Origin of the sequence: Peptoniphilus faecalis (assembly GCF_012976305.1) — a bacterium.
GTDB lineage: Bacteria > Bacillota > Clostridia > Tissierellales > Peptoniphilaceae > Peptoniphilus_A > Peptoniphilus_A faecalis.
Genome location: NZ_JABDSR010000008.1, coordinates 1 through 21,995, shown reverse-complemented (window position 1 = coordinate 21,995; position 21,995 = coordinate 1). Strand labels below are relative to the sequence as shown.

24 protein-coding genes are annotated in these 21,995 nt (G+C 31.5%); 2 read left to right on the top strand and 22 right to left on the bottom strand.

Annotated features, from left to right (window positions below; genetic code table 11):
- Window positions 1–50 precede the first annotated feature (50 nt).
- From HKO22_RS06535 to HKO22_RS06495, 9 genes are all read right to left on the bottom strand, one after another.
- Window positions 51–731 (bottom strand): HAD family hydrolase, encoded by a 681-nt coding sequence (locus HKO22_RS06535; protein ID WP_169969390.1) that lies wholly within the window; start codon window positions 729–731, stop codon window positions 51–53.
- Window positions 728–2,041, bottom strand: coding sequence for a CehA/McbA family metallohydrolase (locus HKO22_RS06530; protein WP_169969388.1), 1,314 nt, complete (start codon window positions 2,039–2,041; stop codon window positions 728–730). Before HKO22_RS06530 ends, HKO22_RS06535 begins: the two co-directional genes overlap by 4 nt.
- Before the next feature lie 52 nt (window positions 2,042–2,093).
- Window positions 2,094–3,398: an ABC transporter substrate-binding protein gene (locus HKO22_RS06525; protein ID WP_169969386.1), complete on the bottom strand. Its 1,305-nt coding sequence runs from the start codon at window positions 3,396–3,398 to the stop codon at window positions 2,094–2,096.
- Between the two features lie 38 nt (window positions 3,399–3,436).
- Complete coding sequence (locus HKO22_RS06520; protein WP_075659428.1) at window positions 3,437–4,258, bottom strand: carbohydrate ABC transporter permease; 822 nt, start codon at window positions 4,256–4,258, stop codon at window positions 3,437–3,439.
- Window positions 4,255–5,148, bottom strand: coding sequence for a carbohydrate ABC transporter permease (locus HKO22_RS06515; protein ID WP_075659429.1), 894 nt, complete (start codon window positions 5,146–5,148; stop codon window positions 4,255–4,257). Before HKO22_RS06515 ends, HKO22_RS06520 begins: the two co-directional genes overlap by 4 nt.
- Window positions 5,138–6,214: an ABC transporter ATP-binding protein gene (locus HKO22_RS06510; RefSeq protein ID WP_169969384.1), complete on the bottom strand. Its 1,077-nt coding sequence runs from the start codon at window positions 6,212–6,214 to the stop codon at window positions 5,138–5,140. Before HKO22_RS06510 ends, HKO22_RS06515 begins: the two co-directional genes overlap by 11 nt.
- Before the next feature lie 508 nt (window positions 6,215–6,722).
- Complete coding sequence (locus HKO22_RS06505) at window positions 6,723–7,481, bottom strand: hypothetical protein (protein WP_169969382.1); 759 nt, start codon at window positions 7,479–7,481, stop codon at window positions 6,723–6,725.
- Entirely contained in the window at window positions 7,481–8,167 is a 687-nt protein-coding gene (locus HKO22_RS06500; protein WP_169969380.1) for an ABC transporter ATP-binding protein, read from the bottom strand. Before HKO22_RS06500 ends, HKO22_RS06505 begins: the two co-directional genes overlap by 1 nt.
- The gene (locus HKO22_RS06495) at window positions 8,164–8,523 is read right to left on the bottom strand and encodes a GntR family transcriptional regulator (RefSeq protein ID WP_075659433.1); all 360 of its coding nucleotides are present in this window, start codon (window positions 8,521–8,523) and stop codon (window positions 8,164–8,166) included. The genes HKO22_RS06500 and HKO22_RS06495 overlap by 4 nt, the downstream gene beginning before the upstream one ends.
- A 353-nt stretch (window positions 8,524–8,876) precedes the next feature.
- Here HKO22_RS06495 and HKO22_RS06490 point away from each other — a divergent pair, with 353 nt between their 5' ends.
- A complete protein-coding gene (locus tag HKO22_RS06490) occupies window positions 8,877–9,785 on the top strand; it encodes an aspartate-alanine antiporter-like transporter (protein ID WP_328819079.1) in 909 nt (302 codons plus the stop codon).
- A gap of 3 nt (window positions 9,786–9,788) precedes the next feature.
- Window positions 9,789–9,935, top strand: a complete 147-nt coding sequence (locus tag HKO22_RS10860; protein ID WP_235932830.1) for a hypothetical protein — start codon at window positions 9,789–9,791, stop codon at window positions 9,933–9,935.
- A 98-nt stretch (window positions 9,936–10,033) separates the two neighbouring features.
- Here HKO22_RS10860 and HKO22_RS06485 read toward each other — a convergent pair whose 3' ends face one another.
- From HKO22_RS06485 to HKO22_RS06425, 13 genes are all read right to left on the bottom strand, one after another.
- Window positions 10,034–10,675, bottom strand: a complete 642-nt coding sequence (locus HKO22_RS06485) for a V-type ATP synthase subunit D (protein WP_169969378.1) — start codon at window positions 10,673–10,675, stop codon at window positions 10,034–10,036.
- Entirely contained in the window at window positions 10,665–12,056 is a 1,392-nt protein-coding gene (locus HKO22_RS06480; RefSeq protein WP_075659435.1) for a V-type ATP synthase subunit B, read from the bottom strand. Before HKO22_RS06480 ends, HKO22_RS06485 begins: the two co-directional genes overlap by 11 nt.
- Complete coding sequence (locus tag HKO22_RS06475; protein WP_075659436.1) at window positions 12,053–13,825, bottom strand: V-type ATP synthase subunit A; 1,773 nt, start codon at window positions 13,823–13,825, stop codon at window positions 12,053–12,055. Before HKO22_RS06475 ends, HKO22_RS06480 begins: the two co-directional genes overlap by 4 nt.
- A complete protein-coding gene (locus HKO22_RS06470; protein WP_169969376.1) occupies window positions 13,806–14,447 on the bottom strand; it encodes a hypothetical protein in 642 nt (213 codons plus the stop codon). Before HKO22_RS06470 ends, HKO22_RS06475 begins: the two co-directional genes overlap by 20 nt.
- Window positions 14,448–14,762, bottom strand: coding sequence for a V-type ATP synthase subunit F (locus tag HKO22_RS06465; protein WP_075659438.1), 315 nt, complete (start codon window positions 14,760–14,762; stop codon window positions 14,448–14,450). It lies immediately after the preceding gene.
- Window positions 14,762–15,181 (bottom strand): ATP synthase subunit C, encoded by a 420-nt coding sequence (locus HKO22_RS06460; protein ID WP_169969374.1) that lies wholly within the window; start codon window positions 15,179–15,181, stop codon window positions 14,762–14,764. The genes HKO22_RS06465 and HKO22_RS06460 overlap by 1 nt, the downstream gene beginning before the upstream one ends.
- Before the next feature lie 20 nt (window positions 15,182–15,201).
- Window positions 15,202–17,139 carry a V-type ATP synthase subunit I gene (locus HKO22_RS06455; protein ID WP_328819013.1) on the bottom strand — a complete coding sequence of 646 codons (1,938 nt, stop codon included), beginning with the start codon at window positions 17,137–17,139 and terminating at the stop codon, window positions 15,202–15,204.
- On the bottom strand, window positions 17,120–18,127 hold the full coding sequence (locus HKO22_RS06450) for a V0D/AC39 family V-type ATPase subunit (RefSeq protein WP_169969372.1): 1,008 nt from the start codon (window positions 18,125–18,127) through the stop codon (window positions 17,120–17,122). Before HKO22_RS06450 ends, HKO22_RS06455 begins: the two co-directional genes overlap by 20 nt.
- Window positions 18,120–18,452 carry a hypothetical protein gene (locus HKO22_RS06445; RefSeq protein WP_328819077.1) on the bottom strand — a complete coding sequence of 111 codons (333 nt, stop codon included), beginning with the start codon at window positions 18,450–18,452 and terminating at the stop codon, window positions 18,120–18,122. The genes HKO22_RS06450 and HKO22_RS06445 overlap by 8 nt, the downstream gene beginning before the upstream one ends.
- Window positions 18,453–18,800: 348 nt before the next feature.
- Complete coding sequence (locus tag HKO22_RS06440; RefSeq protein ID WP_075659443.1) at window positions 18,801–18,947, bottom strand: FeoB-associated Cys-rich membrane protein; 147 nt, start codon at window positions 18,945–18,947, stop codon at window positions 18,801–18,803.
- Window positions 18,934–21,093, bottom strand: coding sequence for a ferrous iron transport protein B (feoB, locus tag HKO22_RS06435; RefSeq protein WP_169969369.1), 2,160 nt, complete (start codon window positions 21,091–21,093; stop codon window positions 18,934–18,936). Before feoB ends, HKO22_RS06440 begins: the two co-directional genes overlap by 14 nt.
- Complete coding sequence (locus HKO22_RS06430; RefSeq protein ID WP_075659445.1) at window positions 21,094–21,336, bottom strand: FeoA family protein; 243 nt, start codon at window positions 21,334–21,336, stop codon at window positions 21,094–21,096.
- Window positions 21,337–21,338: 2 nt separating this feature from the next.
- On the bottom strand, window positions 21,339–21,569 hold the full coding sequence (locus HKO22_RS06425) for a FeoA family protein (RefSeq protein WP_075659446.1): 231 nt from the start codon (window positions 21,567–21,569) through the stop codon (window positions 21,339–21,341).
- Window positions 21,570–21,995: the final 426 nt, after the last annotated feature.

Sequence of the window (21,995 nt, the reverse complement as noted above, 5' to 3'; positions counted from 1 at the left end):
AAAAGGGCTCGAGAAGCCCTTGTTTTTTTGTCAATTTTTAGTTTTTTACTCTATAAAAATTTTAAAACTCCCCTTGGATCTTCTAAAATATTTTCAGTGTATTTTTCTAACATCTCTCTGGAGCCAGTGCCACATAGTACTCCTAATTTTAGGGTGTCCCTTCCAAAAATCATATCTACTTTTGAATCTCCAACAATTATAATTTCATCATCTTTAAGGGAATACTTGTCCTTAAAAATTTCTAGGCTTTCTGTACTAGGTTTCTTTTCATATAAATCTGCTGCTGCATAAAAGTCAATAAATTTGTCAAGTTCTAAATACTCCATAGAAAATTTCGCCTGCCTATAATTATCGGAAGTGAAAAGTCCTATAATAATTCCTCTTTCTTTTAAGTCCGCAAATAAACTTTTTAGGTCGCAAGTTTCCTTTATTCCATCTTTATTGTTTTTTAAAAATTCTAGCAGAAAATCGTCAATTTCTTTGTAAATTTCCTCTATGCTTTCCTCCATAAATTCTGAAAATATAATCGCCAAATCCTTTACAGTTTCAGAAGAAAGAATAGAGTTTTCATCTACTTTTTTATTTTCTTTTACTCCTATTTTTTTTAAAAGTTTTTTCTTTGAATCTTCGCTTAAATTTTTCACCTTTAAAAATTCTACAATTGATTCCACCCAAATTTTAGAAAATTTAAGTAGAGTTCCATCTTTATCAAATAAAATTGCCTTGATCATACTAATTTTTGAAGTTCCTTCCACCTTTTTATCTTTTTAACACTTTTTTCTAAATTATAGAAGTAGGGATTAGTGAATCCGTAGAGTTCTCCATCCTCACATCTTACATTTGCCCTCACATAGTGATAATTTTTATCTAAATTTAGCTTTACATGCAAATTATCTTCGTAAGTTTCATAAATTTCTCCATCTACTATTAATTCTATATGAATTTTTTTATTGTGAAAAGTGTTTTCTTCCAATTTCATAGTAAATTCATATTTGCCTATTTTTTTTAGTTCAATTAATTTTTCACGAGATACAGAAATTTTTCCCTGAAGCATGGCTTTTTTTATTTCATCTTTTGAAAGATTTTTTACAAATATAAAGGTCTTTGGATCTCCAAGAAGCGATGGATAATTTGAATTTTCATATTTTTCATAGGGATAAAGGTGTGAATCACTGCCGCCAATTCCATAAACTACGTAGCCATTTTTTAGAAGAATATCCCAAGCAAGAAGTGCTTTTTCCATTGCGTCAATTGAAGTCAAATATGTTGGGTCATTTATAATTTCCATAAATTTTAAGTCAGACAAATTATAATCAGAAACTAAAAATTCAAAGGTCTCCATAAAGGGATGATTTATAGAGTAAATTTCCCCTTTAATATTTTTTAAAACTTCCTTTAGCCAATCTTCTGTATTTAGACCTTTGACTGAAAATTTAGAAAAAATGGATTCATTTGTGAAAAATAAATTTATATGCCCAAACTTTGACGTGATTTCCGTTCCTTCGATAATTAGCAAATCACTTTTTGGAAATTTGCTATGATTAAAATTGTGATCCGTTGGAGCAAAAAAGGAAAGTCCTCTATCCTTTGCAATTTTTATATTTTCTTCTCTTGAAAGTTTTCCGTCAGAGTAAAAAGTGTGGGTGTGAAAATCTCCTGCGTACCATTTTTCCTCTTCACACTTAACTTCATCTTCTGTGATTGAAATTTCATCCTTTGAATTTAGGTCGCTATTTTTTTCTTCAATTTTTAAAATTACGTCACTTTTTTTATGAAGAATATAGGCTATTTTGTAGTCGCCACTTTTTAAGGCTTTAAAGCCATTTGAAGATTTTAAAATATTTTTCGACATATATCTTTCGGTATCTCTATTTGTAGTGATGCTACCCACAATTTCATCTTCTGCATATACAAATAAAGTTATAAAAAAATCTTCTCCTTTTATGCTAAACTTTAGTGAATTTTCTTTTAAATCTTCTAAATTTATTCTTAAAATCAATTCATTGTAGCCATCTTTTAAATTTTTTGTAATGCTTTTCATTTTTCTCCTTAAAAAAGCTCTGGGCTTTAACCCAAAGCTTTTTTTAATTTTATTATTTGTTAATTTCATCAAGTGCTGCTTGTGCAGTCTTTGCTGCTTCATCGAGAGCAGTTTTTGCATCTACATTTTGAAGTTCGACTTTATCCGCTGCAATTGAAAGTGCGTCTGTGATTTTTCCATCTGTTGGGTCAATAAAAGCAGGTGAAGCGTGCATTGCTTGTTCATAGGGAACTCTTGCATAAGGATTTTCTTCTATAAATTTCTTGTATTCATCGACATCTTTTGCAGACTTTCTTACAGGAATATATCCAATCTTTTCTGACCATTTTGCTGAAACTTCTGGGCTTGTGAAGTATGCAATCCATTCGTAAGCTGCCTTCTTTTGTTCTTCACTTGCAGCTTCTGGCACAAGAAGTGAGTGAGCTCCTGCAACTGGTCTTGCTGGATTTCCATTTAAGCCAGGTTGTGGAAGTGATGCAATTTTTGTAAAGTCAAGGTCTCCCTTATCTCCCGATGAACCTGTGTAGGACATCGCTTCACCATTCATTACATTGTCAATAGTTCTATACCAATATTCCCAACCTTGTCCTCCTGATTCGATTTTTGTAGTTTTGTTTTCAAAAATTTGTTGTCTTATAAAATTCCAAGAATCAACCCATTCTTTACTATTTATTAAAACTTTTTTGCCATCGTCAGATAAAATTTTTCCTCCATTTGATAGAGCTATATCTCTTAAATTTTCGTGATTGTACATTACAAGATGTCCCCATTTTGCAATTTTCTTGTCTTGTATTTCCTTTGATGCTTTAAATGTGTTTTCCCAAGTGCTGTAAACTTCCTTTGGATCCATGCCCGCTTTTTCAAGGAGATCTTTTCTATAATAGATTACTTGTGTAGTTCCATAAGCTGGGAAGCCGTAAACTTTTCCATCAATCATTGCTGGTTTCATAAATACATCTAGATAGTCGTCAATTGGAGTTCTGTCGTCCATGTATTTTGTTAAATCAGCTAACATTCCATCTTTAACTCTAAGTTCAATATTTGATCCAATATAAACTGCTGGTGGTTCATTAGCTGCAATAGCTGCTTGTACTTTTTGGAAGGTTTCGTCATAGTCAGCTTGTTGAACTCCAACTACCTTTACTTTATCTTGTGATTCGTTAAATTCTTTGATGATTTCTTCCATAGTTTCGCCGGCAACTGAGCCAAGTCCGTACCAAAATTGAATTTCAGTTTTGCCCTTGGATTCTTCTGTTTTTTCTTCTGTCTTCATTGCATTTTTCGCAGAACTTGAACATCCTGTAAAAAGTATAAGTGCGCATAGCATAATTAATGCTGTCTTAAATGTTTTTTTCATTTCTTCTCCTTTAAATATTTTTTATTAAAATTAAAATTTTAACCTTTAATGCCGCTATCAGAAATTCCCTTTATAAACCACTTTTGTAAAACTATAAATAAAATTAAAAGTGGAAGAACTGATATGGTGTTTCCTGCCATTAGAAGTGGTAAATTCTCGCCAAAATTGCCCTGTGATGTGAAAAATTTATTTAGACCAACGCTTATTAGATACTTTGATTTTGAATTTGTGATAAGTGATGGCCACATATAATTGTTATACATTGTAACAAACTGGATCAACGCATTTGTAAGTATTGTAGATTTTGAGATTGGAAGTACAACTTTTAAAAGTATGTCCATATCACTTGCACCATCCATTTCGGCAGCCTCAATTAATTCCTTTGGAACTTCTTTAAAGGTGTTGTAGAGCATATAAATTGTAAAAACTGCCACTGCATTGGAAATTATAATCCCTGAAAGGGTGTCGATTAAATTTAATTTTGCAATTATTACATAACTTGGCACATAAGTTGTGGCAGCTGGAAGCATATAAGTCAATAAAATTGCCTTAAACATAAAGCCCTTTAGTTTAAAGGAAAATCTATACATTCCATAGGCAAGCAGAACTCCTGTTATAATTTGCAAAATAACTATTACAATTGATGTTACAATGGAATTTATGATGTATAAGTCAAAGGGTGCTAAATTCAATGCTCCCACAAAATTCCTAAAATCTAAAAAATCCGGCATAAAACTAAGAGGCTTACGCATAATAGATTCTGTACTTTTAAAAGAATTTGACATCATCCACATTAGTGGAAAAAAAGTAATTACCGATAAAATTATTAGCACAAAATGTCTTCCTATTTTTTTCATCATGATTCCATCTTCCTTCTCATAAAAATCATAAATAGTGAAAGCATTGCAGTGATTATCACTATAATTAGGGATATTGCACTTGCCTTTCCCATGTTAAACTCTTCAAAGGCCATTTGATAAAACATATATAGAAGAGTTCTAGTTGAACCAGCAGGCCCTCCTCTCGTCAAAACTGAAAACTGATCATAAGCTTGAATTGATGTTATTAAATTCATAATCAATAAGAAAAAAGTTGTGTTTTTAGTCATTGGAAAGTAAATATATTTTATTTTTTCAAAAATATTTATCCCTTCAAGCTCGCCAACTTCAAATAAACTACTTGGGATTTTGCTCATGGCATCTGTGTAAAATAACATCGCCCATCCAGAGTTTTTCCAGATAGTTACCATAATTACTGCAATCATAGCTGTGTTTTCATTTGATAACCATTCGGGGCCATTTATTCCCACCATGGCAAGACATCTATTTATTAAACCAACATCGCCCCTTAACATCCAAGACCACACAATGGACATCGCAACCATGGGAGTAACCCACGGTGAAAATAAAAATCCTTGATAAATTAATTTACCCCTGAAATTTCCTTGCAAGAAAAGCGCAAAGACAAAGCCGAAAAATAATACAGGAATAACTGTGCCAATGCCAAAGACAATTGTATTTTTTAAAGCTTGCCAAAAGAAATTACTTCGCAAAATATATTTGTAATTATCTACGCCAACTACATCAAAGTTTGGACTTACATAATTCCAATTCGTAAAGGAAATTAGAAATGATGCAATCATTGGCAAAAACCAAAAAATTATCAGTGGAGCCAAGGGAATTAAAAAATAAATTAAAAATTCCTTAAATCCAAGCTTTCTCTCGTAACTTTTTCTTGCACTAATCTTCATGCTTTTCACCTACAAAAATTCTATCTCCTGAATCTCTATCAAATAAATAAGTTTTTTCCAATGGAATTTTTACAAATAATTCTCCATTATTCTTTGGATTTTTTTCAAGATCACATTTTAAAACAATTTTATTTTCAAAAATTTTCCCAGAAATATCATAATTAGACCCCAAAAGTTCAATTAAATTTATATTAAAGGGAAGATCCCCCTCTTTAGAAAGTTCAATTGACTCAGGTCTAATTCCAAGAGTTACCCTTCCGTCATGTGAATTTACTCCACTTATAATTTTATTATTGTCATCATCATAAAAAATTTTATCCTTAACTTTACCTTCAATAAAATTCATAGATGGTGAACCTAAAAATCCTGCCACAAAAGCATTTATTGGATTAGTATAAAGTTCTCTCGGTGTTCCAATTTGTTGGATTATGCCATTATTTAAACAGACAATTCTACTTGCCATTGTCATAGCTTCTGTTTGGTCATGAGTTACATAAATTACTGTGGAACCTAATTTATTTTTTAAATTTAAAATTTCCTTTCGCATTTCAACTCTAAGTTTTGCATCTAAATTTGAAAGTGGTTCATCCATTAAGAAGATATCACTTTCCTTTACAATTGCTCTTCCAAGGGCAACTCTTTGCATTTGACCACCAGATAGCTCCTTTGGCTTTTTCTTTAAGTAATTAGTCAAATTTAAAATTTCTGCAGTCTTTTTAACTTTATAATCAATTGTTTTTTTGTCTAGTTTTCTAATTTTCAACCCAAAAGCTATGTTGTCGTAAACGGTTAAATGAGGATAAAGTGCATAGGATTGAAAAACCATTGCTATGTTTCTATCCTTTGGTGGCACATTATTTGATAATTTTCCGTCGATGTAAAGCTCACCACTAGTTATATCTTCAAGACCTGCAATCATCCTAAGGCTAGTGGACTTCCCGCAACCTGAAGGGCCAACGAAAACAATAAATTCACTTTCATTAATTTCTATAGAAAAATCCTTTACTGAATAGTCCTCATTCTCCTCGTATTTTTTACATATATTATTTAAGCTGATTTTGGACAACTTTCCTCCTCCTTTCGCTCCAACTATTTTACTTATAAATTAAATAAAAGCTATGTATTGTGAGTAAAAAACTTGTAAAGTGGAGAAATTATTTTAAAAATAAAAATTCCCAATAAAATGAACTGACCTTCTTAGTTAGTTTATAAGTCTAACTCTCAGTATCAGTTCAAAAATCAGCTGTAATAAAATATTTGTATTATTTCTTTTCAAACCATTCTTTCATAGTCCTCATGACTTTTATAAGCTCTTCTTCTCCAATTACATAGGGGGTGGAGTAAATATATTTATATTTAATTTTTTATAAATTGAGTAGGACTAATTTAATAGCTCTATCACCACATAATGAGAATAACCTTCTTTTCTCCTGCATATCGCCATGTAAAACTTGCTAGTCGCTATGGTATTCGTCGACAACTATGCTCCTTAGGGAATTCATCCAGCATTAAGACATGCCGTCATACAATAAAAAAGTCCATGAGAAAATCCCATGAACTTTAAAAAATTCTTATTAACTTACTGAAATTCTATTTTTGTGAAAATAGTACACTCCAAGGAGAAATAATATAGTTTCTACTACTAATAGCATTAAAGATCCTACTCCTCTAAAATTAACAAATACATCTCCATTATTCATAACTAATTCCATTTTTGTGAAGAGGTCAAAAGTGTCTAGCAATTTAATTGCAAATCCTTCTAATACTCCTAGAATTATAAACGCTAGAACTGAACCGCCAAATCCAAATCTTCTTAGTTTTTTGCCACCACCAAGGCTTATTGAAAATACTATTCTCGCAATGCAATTAAATAAGAATATTATTGCTATGCCTATTGATATTAATAAATTCTTTGCTCCAATCTCATTTATTACACTTGATATTTCCTTCCACGGAATTGTAGAAATTCCTGTGCTAGCTAATGTTAATATTACAAAAATTGCTCCAAGATACAAGGAATAAATTGTAAACATCACAAAGTAATATATAAATCTCGAAAATGTCTTTGCCAAAGGACTAATTGGTATTGATTCATAAAATAATGCACTGTCGCCAAAAAACATATTGTAGTCGCCAACTATTACTGTTACTGCTGCTACAATGTATCCACAGAACAATGCCGTAATGCCAATAGTAACTGAATGCATTGCTAAATTATAATAATTAATACTACTAAATAGCAATCCAAACACTATGAGTACAAGGGGCAAAACTGGTATGAACCAATTATTTTTAAAATGACTTTTTATTTGATGTCCTAATAATTTTCCCATTAAAATACCTCCGTAAAATAATCTTCTATGCTCATGTTTTCTTCACTTCTTATCTCGTCAACTCTTTTATTTATCGTAATTTTTCCATCGGATAGGAATAATACTCTATCGAGAAGTGGTTCAATTTGATTTATTAGATGAGTTGACAGGATTATTAAATTGTCTTCTTTAAAATTATTTAGTATAGTTTGTATAATCATCTTTCTAGCTGATGGATCAACGCCAGAAATTGGCTCGTCTAGTAGAAATATTTCAGCATTTCTTGAAAGACTTAGGGCAATTTGCATCTTTTCTCTCATTCCCTTACTCATTTCCTTTACTTTAGACTTAATTGGCAATTTAAATTCTTCGTAAATTTTGTAAAACTTATCCTCGTCAAAATCTTTGAAGAATAATTTATAAGTATTGACAACTTCTTTTACTGATAGTCTATCACTTAATGCAAATTTGTCCGGTTGATAAGACAAGATGTCTGCCGTCTTATGTGATATTTCTTCGCCATCTATCAATACCTCTCCTTTATAAGTTTTTTCGAGTCCTGCAAGTATTCTAAGTAATGTAGATTTTCCCGTGCCATTTGGCCCAACTAGTCCAACTATTTGTCCCTTATCTAACTCTAGGTTTAAATCGTCAAGTACTTTATTTTTGTAGTTAATATTTAAATTTTTTATTTCTAATTTGCTCATGACTCCCTCCAATATTCATCTAAAAGCGTAAGTGATTTTTCCTTTGTCAAGTTGAGTTCTTCTGCAACTTCAATTAATTCATCGCAGGATTTATAAAAAGCTCCCCTTGCAATTTCTTCTATTAAACTCTCGTCATCAGTTATAAATCTTCCCATAGTCCTATTTGATTTTGCTAGTCCTTCTCTTTCTAGGTCTTGAAGTGCTCTTTGCACTGTATTTGGATTTACGCCATAAATTTTTGCCAAATTCCTTACAGTGTCCATCTTTTCTCCACTTTTCCACTGACCACTTGAAATTTTTAATTTAAAGTCTTCGAGAAGTTGTAGATAAATAGGTCTGTTGTTATCAAATTCCATAAAACCCTCCTTATATGTAGAGTTATTGATTTTACTTTAGTCTTGACTCCATAAATTTTCTTATTTTTAATCTTATAATTTTAAGTTTAATTAAATCAAAGATAAATCTTAAACTTAATAATATTAAAATAATTTTTGTACTGTTGTATCAACTCCTTAATACAATAATTATTATATAGTTACCTTTTTAAAATTGCAATAGAAATTTTAAAAAATTAAAATTTTTATTTTACAATCCCTCTTTATTTAATATTGTGATTAAATAAATTTTTATTTGGATAAATATAATTTGTATGTATAATGCTTTTATGGTAATATACTAAAATCATTTATTTAGGAGGTATTATTTTGGAATTAAGTTTGGAGCTTCAGCGATTTTGATTGTCGCACTATTCTTTGGTCATTATGGATTTGAAGCACCTGCTTTTTTATCTAAAATTGGTCTTGTTTTATTCTTAACGCCTATTGGTCTTATGGCTGGCCCCGATTTTGTAGAAAATATTAAAAAAAATGGAGTATCTTTTCTTTTAATATCTATTGTCGCTGCAATAGTAGGAGGCCTTACAATTATAGCATCTGTTAAGATTTTTAAACTCCCTGTTTCTCTTTCTCTTGGATTAGCAACAGGAGCTCTTACTTCAACTTCTATGTTGGGAACAGTAAATGAATTGACAGATTCTATTTTACCAGGCGTTGGTTATGGTATTGCTTATGTTTTTGGAGTTGTTGGCGTTGTGCTCTTCGTTCAAATTGTTCCTAAACTTTTAGGTGCAGATAGAGAAGTTGAAAATGCAAAACTTGAAATTCATAGTTCTAAATCTTCCAACAAAAAAATCGTTGATGCTTCTAAACTCATCACAATTGAAAAAAGTGGACTTTTCTCAATTGCAATTGCAGCATTTCTTGTTATTTTAATTGGAATGATTAAAATTAAAGCTGGCTCTGCTAAAATTTCCCTTGGAAGTGGTGGAGGTTCTTTAATAGGTGGTCTTATTTTAGGACATATTGGCAATATTGGTAAAATTAATCTTCGTGCTGATAAGGGTATATTATCTGCTATTCGTGACTTAGGACTTGCATTTTTCCTTCTCCCTTCAGGTTTAAAAGCTGGGGCTGGATTTATTGAAGTTGTAAGTCAATATGGTATAAAACTTTTCTTTGTAGGAGTTCTCATGACTCTTATTACTACAATCGTGTCATTTTTACTTTCATATAAAGTATTTAAACTTCCTTTGTTTGGAGCACTGGGAGCAACTACTTGAGCTATGACAAGTGCACCATCTCTTGGAGCTCTTTTAACAGTTACAGAAGATGATAGAGTATCTTCTTTTTATGCTGCAACTCAACCAACTGCAACAATTTTTATGGTATTCTTACCACAAATAATTGCGCTTCTTATTGGAATTGATTAAAAATATATTAAAAATATATGGAAGACAAAATATTTTATTGAACTTAAAAAATTTTGCAAAAAGAAAACTCCCAAAGCTTTAAAACTTTAGGAGCTTTTTTATTTATTAACTTTTTCTTTATTTTTTCTATTCTTTTTATTCTTTACTTTTTTAAGTCTAAAGAAATCTTCTCTTTCCTTTTCTGCTAAAGTGTCTTCAATTTCCTTGATAATGTGATTATACTTAGGTATTTGAATTTTATCAAGGGCATTTGCCCTCTTGGCAGTCTTTTTTATTTCATTTGCAAGTCTAAAGACTGATGTTTCAATCTCTGCAAGCTCATAGATAACTGGCAGAATTTCTGAAATATTTATCTTTGCCCTGTCAAAGGCTGCATTAGATTGATGAAGGGAATAATCTGCCTTAACTACTTTTTTTTCATATTTTATTTTTGGAAGTTCAAGTCCCATGACTGAACGAGATATTATTTCATATTCCTTTTCCAAGGGAGCAGATTCTCCCATGTCTTTTAAGGAAAGTGCTCCCATGGAAATAGTTGCCATTACAAGTTCAGAGTAGGAATCTGCGAATTTACCTTCTATATCAGATTGAAGTTTCTTTGCATTTTTATTTAAGTCCATCATTTCTTTAATTAGGACAGTCCTCTTTTTGTCGAGAAGGTCATAACCCTTTTCTGCGAGGACAAGTGCATTTTTTGATGCGATTAAATTTGCCTTAGTTGGAGTAACTTTAATTGCCATTCTTATCACCTAAATATTTTTCTTTTAACTTAGGATCAATTCTATCAATCATTTCAGGTGGAAGAATCTTCAATAATTCCCAACCTAAATTTAGTGTTTCTTCTATATCTCTGTTTTCATTTTGGTCTTGCGTCAAAAATCTTTTTTCAAATTCATCTCCAAATTTTAAAACTAATTTTTCGTCATCGGAAATATCATCTTCGCCAATTATTTGTGCAAGGGCTCTAGTTTCTTGTACCTTTGAGTATGATGCAAAAAGTTGTGAAGATAGATCTGGGTGGTCTTCTCTAGTATATCCTTCTCCAATGCCATCCTTCATAAGTCTTGAAAGTGATGGAAGTACATCTATCGGAGGATAAACTCCCTTTGAGAATAGATCACGACTTACTACAATTTGACCTTCTGTGATATAACCTGTGAGGTCAGGTATCGGATGTGTAATATCGTCATTTGGCATTGTTAAAATTGGTATAAGTGTTACAGAACCCTTGGAGTCCTTAATCATACCTGCTCTTTCATATAGTGATGCAAGGTCAGAGTACAAGTGTCCTGGATAGCCCTTTCTTGAAGGCACTTCTTCTCTCGATGATGAAACTTCTCTCAATGCTTCTGCATAGGATGTGATGTCAGTCATTATTACAAGAACTTGCATATTCTTTTCAAATGCTAAATATTCCGCAGCTGTAAGAGCACATTTTGGTGCAATTAGTCTTTCCATAATTGGATCGTCAGCATAATTTATATACATTACTACCTTGTCTATTACTCCAGAGTTTTTAAAGCTTTCCCTAAAGAAATCGGCTTCGTCATGCTTTACACCAATGGCTGCAAAGACAATGGCAAAGTTATTTTCTCCACCTTCATCGACAATTTTTGCTTGTCTAACTATTTGAGCAGCGACTTCGTTGTGAGGAAGTCCTGATCCAGAAAATATTGGCAACTTTTGACCTCTAATAAGAGTCATTAGTGCATCAATTGAGGATATACCTGTTTGGATAAAGTTTCTTGGGTATTCTCTAGCTGACGGATTAATCGGTCTGCCATTTATGTTATATACATTCTTGGAATAAATTGCACCGCCCTTGTCAATGGGCTTTGCTGTTCCATTAAATACTCTTCCTAAAATTTCTTCTGAAAGTGGAATTTCAAAGGGATGTGCAGAAAATTCTACCTTGGTATTTTTTGTCGAAACACCTAAGTTATTGCCAAAAACTTGAACAATTGCCTTATCCTCGTCAATTTTTATAACTTGCCCAATTTCTGAACTCTTGCCATCCTTTGACATTATTTTTACAACTTCACCATAACTAACTCTGTGAAGATTTGAAAGTTCTAGCAATGATCCTTCAATTCTATCAAGTGTTAAATATTCTTTTTTCATTCTACATCACCATAAGTTGTGCTAAGCTCTAAATAAAAATCATTGATTTCATTGTTTAAGCTTACAAATTTCTTTAAATCTTCATTTTCTATATCGTATTTCATGTTAATTACTTTTCCGTAAATAGCATCGTTCTTTATTACTGAAATTGGAATTTTTAGTTTTAAAGCTTCCTTGCCTCTTTCGTAAAGATTGTCTATTGTCTTTAACATTTCAAATTGTTTTTCAAGTGGCACAAAAGTGTCAATTGGGTTAAAGGCATTTTGTTGTAAAAATCCAACTTTTACAACACGACAAATTTCAAGAACAAGCCTTTCTTCGTCAGGAAGCACATCTTCTCCAACTAACATTACAATTTCATTTAACTTAGCTTCTTTGTGAAGTAAATCTAAATATTTTATTCTAAGTTCTGGCAAATCTCCATCAAGTCTCATGTCGTAGTAATTTTTTAGTAATGGTATATAACCTGAATAGGAATTCATCCAGTTAATTGCAGGATAGTGTCTTGAATAGGCAAGTTCTTTATCCAATGCTAAAAATACATTTACGAATCTCTTTGTATTTTCTGTTACTGGTTCGGAGAAATCTCCACCAGCTGGTGAAACTGCACCAATAAGAGTTACAGAACCTTCCTTGCCTGATAAAGTCTTTACATAACCAGCCCTTTCGTAAAAACCTGCAATCCTTGATGGAAGGTAAGCGGGGTATCCTTCTTCTGCTGGCATTTCTTCAAGACGACCAGAAATTTCACGAAGTGCTTCTGCCCAACGAGATGTTGAATCTCCCATTAATGCAACGTGATATCCCATATCTCTAAAGTATTCAGCCATAGTTACGCCTGTGTAAATTGATGCTTCACGAGCTGCAACTGGCATATTAGATGTGTTGGCAATGAGAATAGTCCTATCCATAAGAGCCTTGCCCGTATTTGGGTCAATTAGTTTTGGAAAATCTTCCAAAACTTCTGTCATTTCGTTACCTCTTTCACCACATCCAATGTATATGATTATGTCGGCATCACAATATTTTGCGATTTGATGTTGTGTCATAGTTTTTCCAGTGCCAAAGCCTCCTGGAATTGCAGTTGTGCCTCCCTTGGCAATTGGGAAAAATACATCGAAGACTCTTTGTCCAGTTACAAGTAATTTATCAATTGGAAGTCTTTCCTTAACGGGTCTAGGAATTCTTACTGGCCAGTTTTGGTACATCTTGACTTCATTGATTTTTCCTAATTCATCCTTTACCTTTAATAAAACTGTTTCAATATTGTATTTACCATCTTCAAGGATTTCTACAATTTCTCCCTCTACTCCTGGTGGAATCATAACTTTGTGAGTTATAATATCAGTTTCTGGAACTTCTGCAAAAATTTGTCCTTGGTGAACTTTATCGTGCAGCGAAACTTTAAAGTTTACATCCCAAAGTTTTTCTTCATCGAGGGAAATAAGTCCAATACCTTCTGGCATAAAGGATCCATGTTCTTTTTTTATAACTTCAAGGGGTCTTTCAATCCCATCGAATATTCCTCTAATCATTCCAGGCCCAAGTTTTACAGAAAGAGGTGCACCAGTGGAAATAATGTCTTCATCTCTTTTTAGTCCTTCAGTTTCTTCGTAAACTTGAACTGTACCAAGATCTCCATCAATTGAAATAACTTCACCAATTAATTTTTTTTCGCCAACAAGAACCATTTCTCTGATTTTATAATCTGCCATGTTCTTTCCAATTACTACTGGTCCGTCAACTGATTTAATTGTTGCCCTTTCCAATGACTTCACCTCTTTCTTTTAATTTTTCGTGTAGCATTGATCCAATTTCATATCTCATGTCTTCCAATTTATTTTTTAAAGACATATTGATGTTATAAGTTTGTTCTATATCAGAAATTATAAATCCGCCAATATGATATTCAAAAAGCTCGTCGATTTTTAACTCAACTCCCCTTTTTTTTGCAATTTCTTTAAATTTTTTAATGAGTTCTTCATTTTCATTGTTTTTTACATAGAGATAAATGCTTTTTTCATCTATTTCTTCTAAAATATTTTTAAAATTTTCAGTTTCCATATTCACATATTCTTCTGTTTTAGTAAATTCTAAAAGCTTTTGTGAAAGTGTTTCAAGGAGTTCTTTTAATAGCTTTTCATCTTCTTCTAAAAATAAAACTCTCTTTTGCTCCTCAACAGAGGCAATGAGTTCATATCCTCTCCTATTTGCAAGGGTTATTCTTCTATCTATAAAAGCTTCTTCAGCTTTTTTTAGAGATTCAATTTTTTCAGATAAAATCTTTTCAGCCCTTTCTTTTTCTTCTCGAATCCTCTTTTCACATTCTTCCTTTTGCTTTAAAAAAACAATTTTGTTAAATATGGCAATTTTGTTTTCAAGTAAAATCATTTAATCACCTACAGCTTTCACACCGACAGCTTCTCTGACATATTTTAAAATAAAATCATCTTCCATTTGTCCATCTAAATCGGGAATAGTTACCACTAGTGGAAGTTCTCCACTAAGTTTAAATTCCAAGACTTCTTCCTTGATTTCTTTGAAGGAAGAATATGTCAAAATAATTATTCCTATATTTTCAGTCTTTGTATATATTTTAAAATTTTTTAAAAGTTCAGATCTGTCATTACATTTAACAGACCTTACACCTGCAAGGCGAAGGCCGTTAATAATATCTTCGTTGGATGTTAAAAGAATTGATCTCATTATAGTCTTCCAAGAATCATAATTGAAATGATAAGACCATAAATAGCAATACCTTCTGCAAGTCCTAGGTAGATCATTGACTTACCAAGAATATTTGGATCTTCTGATACAGCTCCTATTGCTGCAGAGCCTACATTTGATACAGCGACACCAGCGCCAAGTGATGCAAGTCCAGTTGAAAGACCTGCTGCTAAAAATCCAAGTCCATTACCACCTGTTGAAGCAGTTGCTGCAGATGCCATTTGTGGCACAAGAGATATTAATCCAAAAACAAAAATTGGTACGAAAACAAATAGGTTTAATTTCATAAAGGCACGTGCAAACTTTCTATTTGCATCTGTTCCTTTGTAAATAAAATAAAAACCTGAAACTACCATTGAAAAAACTGTCAACACTGCGAAAATAATAATTTTTTCCATCTTTAAACTCCTCTTCCTCTTTAATAAATTCTATCGGCTTCAAAAAGTATGCCGTCACCACTATAATACTTGCTAAACATTTCATAATACTCAAGTCTTAGAGATTGAATAAATACAATTAGACCTTCTAGTCCCAAAATCAAAATATTTCCAAAAATTAAAACTGCAATATTTCCTCCACTTGAACCAACCATTTCTCCAAGGGTCTTAAATGCCAAGAACAAACCAACGTGGTTTATGGCAAAGGCACCAACTCTTATAAAAGAAATAATTGAACTCATGGTAGATAATAAAGCCTCTAATAGTCCAAAGGAGGACTCAATATAATAATCTGCGGCAGAACCCTCTGCCTCTTTATTAAATAAAATTTTAAGAATAGGTCTTTTTAGTAGCATAATTATTAGACTTATCACCAATATTCCTAAAGAAATATTCATAGGTATAAGTGATTTTGCTCCCATTACATTCATTCCAATATTAATCATCGCTACAAAAATTAGAACTCCCAAAAAACCTTCTTTAGAGAAAAAGGCTTCATCAGGTTTTCCACTTTTTAATCTATTGTAAATACCTATACCATAAGCTATGGCAAGTAGAATAATGCCAAAATATATTGCAATTACAAGAGTGTCGTTTATATTCTCAAAGGGTCTAAACCACATTGCCCGAATGATTTCTTCACTTCCAAAAACTGATCCATACATCAAACCAAAAAACATTGAAGATGCACCCATCCTAAGAAGAAGTCCGCCAAAATCCTTGTTTTTCTTTCTTAATATTAGTCCGGCAATTGCAAATACAGCCCCTTGACCCAAGTCGCCAAACATTGCTCCAAAAAGAATCATGTAGGTAATTCCAAAAATTACAGTTGGATCAAATTCGCCATAATTCGGCGTTCCGTACATATTTATTAATAGCTCAAAGGGCTTGAAAAAATTTGCATTTTTTAACTTTGTCGGTGTCTTCATGTTTTCGCTTTTTGGGTCGAAATACTTAATATCAAGGTCCCTATATTTGGATAATTTTTTTTCTAATTTGCTCTTATCAGAGTCACCAATCCAACCTGAAAGATAGAAGTACTTGTTTGATTTAAGCATGTATCTCTTAGCTTTTTCAATTCCCTCATAGCTAAGCATGTGAGCGAGGGTAGTCTTTAACTCCTCATTTCTACTTTCCAAAAGATTTTTCTTATACTCTTCTATTTCAAAAATCTTTCTCTTTACATTTTCCTCTTCTTCTTCAAGGTTCTTATAAATTAAGTTTGCAGTACCCTCTACATTTTCACCAAGAAGTTCCACTTCTGTAAAGTTTAAGCTATTTAGCAGTCTATCGACATCTTTTTCAGCTTCCCTTGGATAGATTACAAGGAAAAGTTCACGATTATCCACAGTACCTGTGTGATAAATCATGGCAAGGATATTGCCATAGTTTTTCTTTAATCTTTGTCTAGCATCTTTGTCCAAGAAACCAAATCTAGAGTTGAAATATTTTAAATCTGCAATGTCTTTTAAGTCAATATCAACATTTTTAAATAATTCATAATTCTCTTTTAAAGTATCAAGTATTTTTAAATTTTCCTTAGTCTTTTCGTACTCATTGATTTTATCACTGATGTTTTTTACGAAAGAATCTATGTCTTCCTTTACATTTACCTTTTCAAAGTAATACTCATCAATCTTGTCAAAGCCTAAGAAATCCATAATTTCAGTGGCTTTCTTAGCTGTGGATTTATGGGATTGATCTTCTTCAATAGGAGAAATATAATTAAGTTCAAGATTTCTCTCTAAGTTTTCTTCATTGTCCAAACTAAAGGTGAATTTATTTTCTGCTATATTCGCTTCAGTGGACATAAATTGCATACATTTTAAATTCAAAATGTCTAGAACAACTGAATCCATATCACTAATATTGCCAATGATATTAGCGACCTTCATTTTTTCAACGGCCAATTTCTTCACTTCCCTCTCTATCAACAATCATGTATTTTAACTTTTCCTTTTTATTAAGACCAAATCTAGTGCCTTCAAGAATTCTTTCGATATTGGCAATTTCATAATCTAAAAGAACCAAAAAACTCATGAACTTATCTATACCATCGGTTCTTCTAAAATTTTTCCTTACAATAGAATACATAATCTTTTTAGCAGTTCTACCAGTAACAATAACTCTTCCCTGTGCAAAAAGGGCTCCATATTTTGAATTTCTTATTTCTTCTTCAAATTCCCTTTCATCTAAATAAGAAAGTTTAAGAAGTTTTTCTGAATTATAATTTCCACCAAAAATAGTGAAGTTGAAAATTTCTTCAGGTGAAATATTATAATATTTCTTTGCTCTATAAATCCAAATAATATTGAGCAAATCAATTTTTACACCAAAAATTTTTTTAAACTCTTCTACATCCTCTTTGGAAAAAGATTTTGTTGTCTCAGTTAAATTTCTGTAATAAAATTTTTCTAAATTCATCTCAATAGAAAAAAGAGCATCTTCGTCCTTAGATGACTTATAGTTTTTTAGATACTCATAATAATGTGTGTCCTTTAAATTGTCTATAAAAGATTCAAAGGTTTCCTCTTTAAAGTTGATTTTTTTACCTAAAATGACAAGTTTATCAACCTTTGGTTCTTTATTCATCCTCAAAGACCTCAAAATCTTGACGATCTTTTCAATATTTATTCTCTCCAAGTAGGCCTTCAAAAAATCTGCATATCTCAGCGGCAAAAATCCACGAAGTTTTGCAATTTCACTTCTTCTGTACTCTTCCAAAAAGACTTCAATTTCATAAATATCCGAAAAAGAATCTATATTAGGAAATTTTTTTTCTTTTAAATAGGAAAGGCAGAATCTAACATTGTCACCATCTGCCATTTTTTCAAAATCCTCATAGGCTAAAAATTCTGAATACATTTTTGAGATTTTAGCATTTAAAGCCTTTAAACCATCAAACATTTGATTTACTTCCAATCACCATTTCAAAGGCATTTTGAATGAGTTTATCGGAATTCTCACTGTAAAATTCTTCAATTCTCTTTAAATTCTTTTCATTTTCTTTTTTTAAATCTTCAGCTTTTTTTTCAAAATCAGCTAAAATTTCATCACTTTTTTCTTTTCCAATAGCCTTCGCCCTTTCTATTGATTCATTTTCAATATCAGTTAACTTTTCTCTCAAGTCTTTTTTAATATTTTCAATTTCTTTTTCAGTGCTGTCGACAAGTTCTCTAGTTTTTTTATCTATTGCTAAAATACTATCTATACTTTCTTTCAAAAATATCACCACTCTTTTCATTACCTTGTGCATTTCTCATTATATTACTTTGAAATTCTAATTCAAGGGATTTGCTTTAGATTTACAAATTTCACTAAAGTTTCACATTTCATATGATGAATAAAACCTTTATATAGTGAAAATCATTATTTATAAATTTTTTCCAATGATTCGAAAAATAATTTTCTATTAAAATATATTTTTTATTCTAATTTTCCTTGTTTTAAAATTTGTAATAAGGAATTTATAAAAAGCTAAATTTTTATTACAACTTTAAAATTTATTTAAGGATTTAAGGAAAGATTTTAATTAAAAAATCACAAAAAAAGAATACCTGCTAAGAGGTATTCTTAAAATTTATTTTTTCTTTTCACCTAATGAACATGCACTGTGACATGAATTGCATCCACAATCGCATCCACCTTTTTTACTTATTACCCTTTTTGCAGCAAAGACAATTGCTAAAATTATTACAAGGGCAACTACAACATTAATTGGATTCATACTTTACCACCTTGTCCCTTTTCTTTTTAAATTCTCCACCTTGTAATTTTGATCTATCTTTTCTAAACAAAAGATATATATATACCAATAAAACAAGTACTGCAATTCCTGTCATTATATTAAAGGATCCTCCTTCTAACAATCTTCCAAATTGATAAATCATAAAAGCAATTGTGTAAGAAAATACAATTTGATACCCTACGGCAAATCCAAACCATTTTTTAGATCCCATTTCTTCTTTTATTGCTCCCATGGCTGCAAAGCAAGGAACTGTAAGTTGATTGAAAAATACAAAGGCAAAAGCTGATGCAACGGAAAATTGTGAAGCTACAAGTGATATCATGTTGCTATCCTCTGCTCCTACTTCTCCAATTCCTGCTAAGACTCCATAAGTTCCAACGACAACTTCCTTTGCAACAAGTCCAAGAATTGTAGCAACACTTGCAATCCAATTTCCAAAACCAAGAGGCGCAAATATTGGTGCAATGGCTCTACCTATTGCTGCTAGAATTGAGTCCTTTGCATCTGATTCAAAGTCCACAAATTGTCCTGTAACTGATATACTCTTTAGTACCCAAATTACAACTGTTGCAAGAAGGATAATTGTTCCAGCTTTTACTACGAAGGCCTTACATCTATTCCAAGTTGCTTTAAAAACATTGTGAGCACTTGGCATGTGATATTCAGGAAGTTCCATTACAAAAGGAGCAGGATCTCCTGAAAAATATTTTGTCTTCTTTAAAATTATTCCTGATACTACTACTGCAATAATTCCACCAAAGTACCATAGAGGTGCATACCACCAGCTGCCACCTAAGAAAGCCGCAAACATTGCAATTATATCAAGCTTTGCACCACATGGCATAAAGGATGCAGTCATAATAGTCATTCTTCTGTCATTGTCTGACTCAATAGTTCTAGTTCCCATAATTGCAGGTACTGAACAACCAGTTCCCATTAAAATTGGAATAAAGGATTTACCGGATAAACCAAATTTTCTGAAAACTCTATCTAGTATAAAGGCAATTCTTGCCATATAACCAATGTCTTCTAAGATTGCTATAAATAAAAATAGTACAGCGATTACTGGTAAAAATCCTAATACTGCTCCAACTCCTCCTATGATTCCATCAACTAATAATGATGTCAATACAGGTGATGTGCCAGCATTTTCTAAAAATCCCCTAAAGTTTTCTCCAATTATTTCTCCAAAGAAAGTATCATTGACCCAATCAGTAACTGGTCCTCCAACATAATTTATTGCTAAAATATAAACTAGGGTAATAACTCCAACGAAAATTGGAATTGCCAAAAATCTATTTGTAACAACTCTGTCGATTTTGTCAGAAGTGGTCATTCCCTTTCTACCTTTTTTAACAGAATCTTTTGTAACTTCTGATACAAAATTATACCTTTCATCTGTGATTATGCCTTCGCCATCATCGTCGTATTTTTCTTCAGCTTCTTCTATAATCTCATTTAATCTTCTAATTTCTTTTCCATAGAGAGGAAATTCCTTTAAGATTTTTTCATCTTGTTCAAAAAATTTAACGGCAAGCCATCTCTTTGCAGGATTGTCTTTTATAACGCTAAAGTTTTCTATTTCTGTAATATATTTTTCTATTTCACTGTTAAATTCATAGCAACAATTTGTGTTTGAATTAACAGCTCCCTTTGCCGTCTCAATTAATTTTTCAATGTTTTCATTTTTTAGTGCAGAAATCTCAACAACCTTGCATCCAAAGTTTTTCTCTAATTTCTTAATGTCGATGAAGTCATTGTTTTTTCTAACTACATCCATCATGTTAAGTGCAATTACAACTGGAATGCCAAGTTCTACAAGTTGTGTAGCCAAAAATAAATTTCTTTCAATATTTGTACCATCTACAACGTCAATTATTACATCAGGTCTTTCATTTACAAGGTAATCTCTTGATACAACTTCTTCCAAAGTATAAGGAGAAAGAGAATAAATACCCGGCAAATCTGTAAAATGTACTTCCTTGTCTTTTTTATACTTACCAGTCTTTTTTTCAACAGTTACTCCAGGCCAGTTTCCAACGTATTGGTTTGAACCAGTTAAATTGTTGAATAAAGTAGACTTACCACTATTGGGATTCCCGGCAAGTGCAATAGTTATAGCCAATTAGATCTCCTCCTTTTCTATTTCTTCAATTAAAATTAACTCAGCATCTGCACGCCTTATGCTAAGTTCATAATTTCTAATATTAATTTGAACTGGATCGCCAAGAGGTGCCACCTTCCTTATGTAGATTTTCGAATTTTTTGTAATGCCCATGTCCATTATTCTTCTTTTTAAAGGCCCAGAACCATTTATTTTTTTTACAATATAATATCTACCAACAACTGCATCTTTTAATGTTTGCAATTCTACATCTCCTCTACTAAAATTTTTTTTGCAATGTCTTTACCAATTGCAACCCTTGCATCTTTAATAGAAACTATTAAATTGCCATCATTCTCGCTTATAACTTTTATAATCGCCCCTTTAACAAACCCAAGATTTGCAAGGTGTGATTCAGTTACGTCACTATTTCTTAAACTTTTAACTTTAAAAACTTTAAAGTTTATATTTAGAGGCGCCATTATTAAACTAAGCATCTTAACACCTACCTACTTTTATAAATACTTTTCAATATTTGAATTTGATTATCAATTTCTCAATTAATTATACCATAGCTAATTGAAAAATTAAATCAATTTGAGTATATTTTTAATTTAATTATATTAAGATTTATTTTTTAATTTTATATTTCATATTAATCGGCAAACTATTTGAATTTTCACACTTTAAATTTTGTATCTACTGTTCACACTTTTCTTTCTAGTTTAAAATTTTTAAAGTTTTAAATAATAAAATTATTAATTTTTTGCAAAAAAAGACAGCTCTTCGATAATAATGGTTCTTTGTCAAATAGTGTTGGTGAATAAAAATTAATGATATATGGTTTATGTCTTATGGCTTAAACCATATATTTTTTTATGGTAAAAACATAAAAAAATTCTCAATCTAAAATTATCAAAGGA

Excerpts from the sequence above, each read along its gene's own strand:
- HKO22_RS06480 (WP_075659435.1), bottom strand. The coding sequence starts at position 12,056 with ATGAAAAAAGAATATTTAACACTTGATAGAATTGAAGGATCATTGCTA.
- HKO22_RS06505 (WP_169969382.1), bottom strand. The coding sequence starts at position 7,481 with ATGGGAAAATTATTAGGACATCAAATAAAAAGTCATTTTAAAAATAAT.
- HKO22_RS06535 (WP_169969390.1), bottom strand. The coding sequence starts at position 731 with ATGATCAAGGCAATTTTATTTGATAAAGATGGAACTCTACTTAAATTT.
- HKO22_RS06450 (WP_169969372.1), bottom strand. The coding sequence starts at position 18,127 with ATGTTTGATGGTTTAAAGGCTTTAAATGCTAAAATCTCAAAAATGTAT.
- HKO22_RS10860 (WP_235932830.1), top strand. The coding sequence starts at position 9,789 with ATGACAAGTGCACCATCTCTTGGAGCTCTTTTAACAGTTACAGAAGAT.
- HKO22_RS06520 (WP_075659428.1), bottom strand. The coding sequence starts at position 4,258 with ATGATGAAAAAAATAGGAAGACATTTTGTGCTAATAATTTTATCGGTA.
- HKO22_RS06500 (WP_169969380.1), bottom strand. The coding sequence starts at position 8,167 with ATGAGCAAATTAGAAATAAAAAATTTAAATATTAACTACAAAAATAAA.
- HKO22_RS06525 (WP_169969386.1), bottom strand. The coding sequence starts at position 3,398 with ATGAAAAAAACATTTAAGACAGCATTAATTATGCTATGCGCACTTATA.
- HKO22_RS06425 (WP_075659446.1), bottom strand. The coding sequence starts at position 21,569 with ATGCTTAGTTTAATAATGGCGCCTCTAAATATAAACTTTAAAGTTTTT.
- HKO22_RS06515 (WP_075659429.1), bottom strand. The coding sequence starts at position 5,148 with ATGAAGATTAGTGCAAGAAAAAGTTACGAGAGAAAGCTTGGATTTAAG.
- HKO22_RS06530 (WP_169969388.1), bottom strand. The coding sequence starts at position 2,041 with ATGAAAAGCATTACAAAAAATTTAAAAGATGGCTACAATGAATTGATT.
- HKO22_RS06470 (WP_169969376.1), bottom strand. The coding sequence starts at position 14,447 with ATGATTTTACTTGAAAACAAAATTGCCATATTTAACAAAATTGTTTTT.
- HKO22_RS06465 (WP_075659438.1), bottom strand. The coding sequence starts at position 14,762 with ATGAGATCAATTCTTTTAACATCCAACGAAGATATTATTAACGGCCTT.
- HKO22_RS06485 (WP_169969378.1), bottom strand. The coding sequence starts at position 10,675 with ATGGCAATTAAAGTTACTCCAACTAAGGCAAATTTAATCGCATCAAAA.
- HKO22_RS06460 (WP_169969374.1), bottom strand. The coding sequence starts at position 15,181 with ATGGAAAAAATTATTATTTTCGCAGTGTTGACAGTTTTTTCAATGGTA.
- HKO22_RS06440 (WP_075659443.1), bottom strand. The coding sequence starts at position 18,947 with ATGAATCCAATTAATGTTGTAGTTGCCCTTGTAATAATTTTAGCAATT.
- HKO22_RS06495 (WP_075659433.1), bottom strand. The coding sequence starts at position 8,523 with ATGGAATTTGATAACAACAGACCTATTTATCTACAACTTCTCGAAGAC.